Here is a 5,552-nt window from a genome sequence, read left to right as displayed (position 1 = left end):
AATTTCAATTTTGCAAACCCTGCAAACAATGCTAATTTCGAGCTTACAAGTATCAAGCTGGAAGCTACCAACGAAAACAATTACTTTAAAACAAACTATAACAATACGAAGTCTACCAAACATTCTACGTATTTATCGAATATTTCAATTGCTTTTCCTCTGTCTCCCAAACTGAAGATGGGGTTTTCTTATCAGCCGTACAGCTCAAAAAGCTACGATATTATCCACAGAGATACATTATCCTCCGGCAATATAAGAGCCAACAGATTTAAAGGAAGCGGGACACTGAATACGGTACAAATGGCTTTAGGATATAAAGTGAACGATAAACTTGCTGTTGGAGCAAGAGCGAATTACTACTTCGGAAATCTTTATGACCTGAATGAACTGGCTTATTCCAATGCAGAGTTAATTAACGGATATGAAACCAAAAACAGCATCCACAATTTTAACTTTACCTTAGGAGCAAGTTACCAGAATCTGAATACGAGTACAGACAGAAAGCTTACCATAGGGGCGACTACTACTTTCGGAAATACAAGTAATATGACGAGCGATTACGTAAACAGTACCTACTTCTATTCTGATGCCGCTGCCACTGTAAAAAGTAATGAAAGCATCATCGACCAGAAAAGTACAAACTCTAAAAACCTTCTGCCTTTACAGGCTTCTATCGGAGTAGGATACGGAGAAGAGAACAAATGGTTCCTTTCTCTTCAGGGAGATTATAAAAAAGGTGCGAGCATTGGCTATTTCGGAAGTACGCTTGATCTTCAGGATTCCTACAGAATTTCTGCAGGAGGATGGTACCTGCCGAATTTTAATAATTTCAGAAGCTATTTTTCAAGAGTTGTTTACAGATACGGCGCTTTTTATGAGAAAGGAAGTCTTCAGATCGCAGGACAGAACATCAATAAGTTCGGAGTTTCTGCAGGAGTACTTCTTCCATTCAAAAACAGCAGCATAACAAGAATGAGCGGTCTTGAACTTGGACTGGAAATCGGAAAAAGAGGAACTACTAAAAACAACCTGATCAACCAAAACTTTGTAAACCTGAGAGTTGGTTTCAATTTTGCGGATAAGTGGTTCAGAAAGACTTTATACAACTAAAATGAAGTTTTTTAGAAACATATCATACAAAAAAAATATAGCATACCTTTTTAGTTGTGCTATATTTTTTGCTATAACTTCCTGTGAAGAAGATCTTACGAAAAATAAAGGTAAGCAGAGTAAAAACTTTCCTTCTCAGATCATTAATAATGCAAACATCATCCAGAGAGATTCGGGGTTTGTAACAATGAGAGCTAAAGCACCAATCATCGAAAAATATGAACTGATCGACAGTCCTTATACGGTTGCAAGAAAAGGAATTGACATTCAGTTTTTCGACAAGAAGAAACCGAAAATTCCCGGAACCATTAAAGCTAAATATGCTAAATTCTACGATTATAAAAAGTTTTACGAAGCGAAAGGAAACGTAAGAATTACCACCAATGAAGGCGATAAATTTGCCATGCAGAGTATTTACTGGGATCAGGTAAAGAAAAATATTTATACAAAAGATACGGTATACGTAACGAGAAAAGACGGAAGTACGCTGATTGGCGCACACGGAATGCGTGCAAAAGATGATTTTTCCGAATATGTTTTCTTCCAGAATTCAGGAGATTTTGCCGCGCCTGAAATATCTCAAAACAAAAAATAATCAGATGGTTTTCCATGCAATCGGATTGATGTCCGGAACAAGTTTAGACGGACTGGATATCTGCTTTGCCAGATTTGAAAAACAGGATGAATGGACATTCCAGATACTGAAAGCAGAAACACTTCCCTACTCTAAAAACTGGGAAGATAAGCTTAGAAAATCTATTTATCTTTCTGCAGAAGAACTGCTGGAACTGAACTCAGAATACGGTTTTTATTTAGGAAAATCGGTTAAAAGTTTTATTGAAAAGCATCAGATAAAAACAGTTGATCTCATCGCTTCTCATGGTCATACGGTTTTTCATCAGCCTCAGAAAAAATTCACTTTACAGATTGGCGACGGAAGAGCGGTTAAACTCGAAACAAATTTACCTGTGGTCTACGATTTTAGGAGTCAGGATGTTTTGATGGGTGGAAACGGCGCGCCTCTCGTCCCGATTGGTGACGAACTGTTGTTTTCGGAATACGATGCCTGTCTGAATCTGGGCGGATTTTCTAATATTTCCATGAAAATTCAGAACAAAAGAATCGCTTTCGACATTGCTCCGGTCAATATTATTCTGAATAAATTAGCTCAGAAATTCAACAAAAATTTCGATGAAAACGGAAATTTAGCAAGAAGAGGAAGAATTAATGAAGATTTATTGTCTAAATTAAATTCGTTGGATTTTTACAGCCAGTCTCATCCAAAATCGTTAGGAATTGAATGGTGCAACGAAAATATTTTCCCTCTTTTTGAAGATATTGAAACCTTAGATGTAATGGCAACTTTTACAGAACATACTGCGGAACAGATTTCAAAAGTATTCAATAATTACCAACTTAAGCGTGTCTTATTTACAGGTGGCGGAGCTTATAATCAATACTTCACTGAAAAAATAAAAGCCAAAACGAATGCTGAAATCATCATTCCGGAAAAAGAGATTATTGATTTCAAAGAGGCTTTAATCTTTGCATTCATGGGAGTTCTCCGGTATAATAATGAAATTAATGTTTTGTCTTCAGCGACGGGAAGCTCACAGGATCACAGTTCGGGAATTATTGTTTAAAGCACAAAAAAACCTTCATTGCTGAAGGTTTTCATTTATTTATAAACTTCGATCTTATCGGTAAGTGTATTAATAAAATTCTGAAGAGGTTTTTCCACCATCATTTTAATAAATGGATTGAATTTTCCTTCAAATAACATCTGAACTTCGGTCTGATTTTCATTAAGAGGATTTAAAGCCGCTGTTAAAGAAAAATCTAAGCTTGAACTTGCAGACTTCAACACTGCTTTTTCATCAGTAACTTCTTCAATTTTCAGAGCAATTTCCGGCATTCCCTGCAATCCGAATTTAAATCCATTTTCTCTCGTTTCAAATTTCTGAAGACCGTCCGGCATGAAATCTTTGTAATTTTCTGGCGATTTCAGGATTTCTACCAGGTCTTTAGATGATTTATTAACAATAATCTTTCGTCCTTCTAAATTCATTTTTTATTTTTGTATTTAAATTCTTAATTCTTACAAATATATGTATAAAGTTTTTGTGAACGAAAAAAAATTACTGTTGTCTAAGCAATCTGAAAACTTAGAAAAAACGCTTGGATACGAAAACGTCACAAGCCTGGAAATCGCTTTGGATCTTCTGGAAAATACATCGGTAAAAGAATTGAATGTTTTTGGTGAAAACATCTATGAAATCTGGTCAGAATTTCAGAAATTATTCAGAATTATAGAAGCTGCGGGCGGTATTGTAAATAATTCTGCGGGTGAAATCCTTTTCATCAAAAGGTTAGGTAAATGGGATCTTCCGAAAGGGAAAATGGAGAAAGGCGAATCTCGTGAAGAGTCTGCGGTAAGGGAAATTGAAGAAGAAACCGGGCTTACGAATGTAGAACTGGTGAAGTTCATCAATACAACGTACCATATTTATGTTGAAAGAAACGGCGATAAGGTTTTAAAATGCACGCATTGGTTTGAAATGAATTTCTATGGGGAAGATACTTCAAAACCTCAGATTGAAGAAGGAATTACAGAAGTTGCCTGGAAAAACGCTCTTCAGATCGAAGATGAGGTTTTTCCAAGCACATTCAAAAATATTAAACTGATTGTGGAAGAATTCCGAAATATGAAGACTAAATAAAGTCTATTGATTTTTCGAGAGCAATTCCTCTGGAACCTTTTAATAATATATTTTCTGAAAGAATTTTATTAAGTTTTAAATATTCTGTTAATTCGGCTGTGCTTTCAAAAGCTGTTTCCGAAGAATTTACCTTTTTAAAATTCTTTCCGACTGTGATAATCTGGTCAAAACCTAATTCCTGAGCTAAATTTAAAATATTCTGATGCTCTTTTTCACTTTCATCACCCAACTCGAGCATATCGCCGATTATAATAGTTTTTGAACCCTCAAAAGTGATGAAATTCTGCAAAGAAGCGCTCATAGAACTCGGATTGGCATTGTAAGTGTCCAAAACCAGTGTTCTTCCGTCTTTTTTAACAACCTGGGAGCGCATGTTGGTTGGGGCATACTCTTCAATGGCATTTTTTATTTTTTCAAAATCAATCCCGAAATGAAGTCCCAAGCTCACTGCTGCACAAAGATTGGTAAAATTATATTCTCCGGTCAGTTTTGAAACTGCCTTTCGGTTATCATATTTAATACCTACAAAATTTTCTTCTGAGAATAATTCAAACTGATAATCTGAATTTTCTTTTCCAAAAGTAATTTTCGGGGAATAATTTTCAGTTTTTTCCACCTGAACAGGATCATTTTCGTTAACAATAATCGTTTTTTTATGATCTTTAAGATAGTCGTACAGCTCAGATTTCCCTTTAATAACACCTTCATATCCTCCGAAACCTTCCAGATGTGCTTTACCAAAGTTGGTAATGTAGCCAAAATCGGGTTGGGAAATTGAACTTAAAAGGGTGATTTCTTTCTGATGATTGGCTCCCATTTCTATCACAGCCATTTCATGTTCCGGCTTAATAGAAAGGATGGTTAAAGGAACTCCGATGTGATTATTCAGATTTCCTATAGTATACTGTACATTAAACTTTTCGGAAAGAACAGCATGAATAATTTCTTTTGTGGTAGTTTTCCCATTGCTTCCTGTTAAGCCGATCACAGGAATCTGCAGTTGTATTCTGTGATAAATGGCAAGCTGCTGCAAAAATTCCAGTGTGGAATGAGCAAAGAAAATATTTTTCTCTTTATTTTCGAATTCCTTCTGTTCAACAATTACGGCTAAAGCTCCGCTTTCAATTGCCTGTTCAGCCAAAGTTGCTGCATTAAAATTTTCTCCTGAAAAAGCGAAGAAAATATCATTCTTACCGATTTTTCTGCTGTCGATGGTTACTTTTTCAGATTGTAAAAATAAAGGATAAAACTGTTCTATATTCATACTTCAAAAATAAAAAAACCCTCCAGAATTCCGGAGGGTTTTTTGAAAATTATTTTGATAAATATTATCTTCTTGTTCTACCTTTATCATTTGCTCTCGCATCCTGAGCTACACGGAATCCAATCCATCCGTAAGCTTTATCCTGAGACTTGTATCTTCTTTGTCCCGGATCTAGCCAGTATGCTGTATCCTGCCAAGAACCTCCTTTTACTACTCTTACATCGTTAGTAACAGCAGAAGTTCTTTCTTTTCTGTCTTTTTGAAGTACTACTCTACCTTGTGCATCTACGATAAATCTTGATTTCGGAGAATTGTACATATCATATGAAGTAGCAGAATCTGATGCAGTTCTATAGTCTAGAGAAGACATTCTGTCTCCGTCTCTATAGTTTCTGTAATCAGCAATTGTTTGTCTTTCATACTGACCCGGTAAGTTTCTGTAAACTAATCTTCCATCA

Annotated in this window: 6 protein-coding genes and 1 pseudogene; 4 read left to right on the top strand and 3 right to left on the bottom strand. The window is 35.6% G+C overall.

Annotated elements, in window-relative coordinates; genetic code table 11:
• The 3 genes from WFK35_RS20085 to WFK35_RS20075 all read left to right on the top strand — a co-directional run.
• On the top strand, positions 1-1,110 hold a 1,110-nt coding region (locus WFK35_RS20085), incomplete at its 5' end, for a hypothetical protein (RefSeq protein WP_336734215.1).
• Between the two features lies 1 nt (position 1,111).
• A complete protein-coding gene (gene lptC, locus WFK35_RS20080) occupies positions 1,112-1,705 on the top strand; it encodes an LPS export ABC transporter periplasmic protein LptC (protein ID WP_214590394.1) in 594 nt (197 codons plus the stop codon).
• A 4-nt stretch (positions 1,706-1,709) separates the two neighbouring features.
• Entirely contained in the window at positions 1,710-2,753 is a 1,044-nt protein-coding gene (locus WFK35_RS20075; RefSeq protein WP_336734213.1) for an anhydro-N-acetylmuramic acid kinase, read from the top strand.
• A 35-nt stretch (positions 2,754-2,788) separates the two neighbouring features.
• Here the strand turns inward: WFK35_RS20075 and WFK35_RS20070 are convergent, their stop codons facing one another.
• On the bottom strand, positions 2,789-3,178 hold the full coding sequence (locus WFK35_RS20070; RefSeq protein ID WP_214590395.1) for an SRPBCC family protein: 390 nt from the start codon (positions 3,176-3,178) through the stop codon (positions 2,789-2,791).
• Positions 3,179-3,218: 40 nt separating this feature from the next.
• Between WFK35_RS20070 and WFK35_RS20065 the strand changes: the two genes are divergently transcribed.
• Positions 3,219-3,830 (top strand): NUDIX hydrolase, encoded by a 612-nt coding sequence (locus WFK35_RS20065; protein WP_442892093.1) that lies wholly within the window; start codon positions 3,219-3,221, stop codon positions 3,828-3,830.
• On the opposite strand, the gene WFK35_RS20060 is transcribed toward WFK35_RS20065, so the two are convergent.
• The gene (locus WFK35_RS20060) at positions 3,823-5,094 is read right to left on the bottom strand and encodes a UDP-N-acetylmuramoyl-tripeptide--D-alanyl-D-alanine ligase (protein WP_336734210.1); all 1,272 of its coding nucleotides are present in this window, start codon (positions 5,092-5,094) and stop codon (positions 3,823-3,825) included. The two genes, WFK35_RS20065 and WFK35_RS20060, sit on opposite strands and share 8 nt — an antisense overlap.
• A gap of 64 nt (positions 5,095-5,158) precedes the next feature.
• A pseudogene (locus WFK35_RS20055) lies at positions 5,159-5,552 on the bottom strand (gliding motility lipoprotein GldJ); the annotation flags it as partial.

The organism is Chryseobacterium sp. VD8 (genome assembly GCF_037149975.1).
Lineage (GTDB): Bacteria > Bacteroidota > Bacteroidia > Flavobacteriales > Weeksellaceae > Chryseobacterium > Chryseobacterium indicum.
The sequence above is the reverse complement of the archived record's forward strand: the minus strand, read 5'-3'. Positions and strand labels throughout refer to the sequence as shown.

What these genes read in the sequence shown, in the direction of transcription:
- lptC (WP_214590394.1), top strand. Translation starts at nt 1,112, where the DNA reads ATGAAGTTTTTTAGAAACATATCATACAAAAAAAATATAGCATACCTT.
- WFK35_RS20075 (WP_336734213.1), top strand. Translation starts at nt 1,710, where the DNA reads ATGGTTTTCCATGCAATCGGATTGATGTCCGGAACAAGTTTAGACGGA.
- WFK35_RS20070 (WP_214590395.1), bottom strand. Translation starts at nt 3,178, where the DNA reads ATGAATTTAGAAGGACGAAAGATTATTGTTAATAAATCATCTAAAGAC.
- WFK35_RS20065 (WP_442892093.1), top strand. Translation starts at nt 3,219, where the DNA reads ATGTATAAAGTTTTTGTGAACGAAAAAAAATTACTGTTGTCTAAGCAA.
- WFK35_RS20060 (WP_336734210.1), bottom strand. Translation starts at nt 5,094, where the DNA reads ATGAATATAGAACAGTTTTATCCTTTATTTTTACAATCTGAAAAAGTA.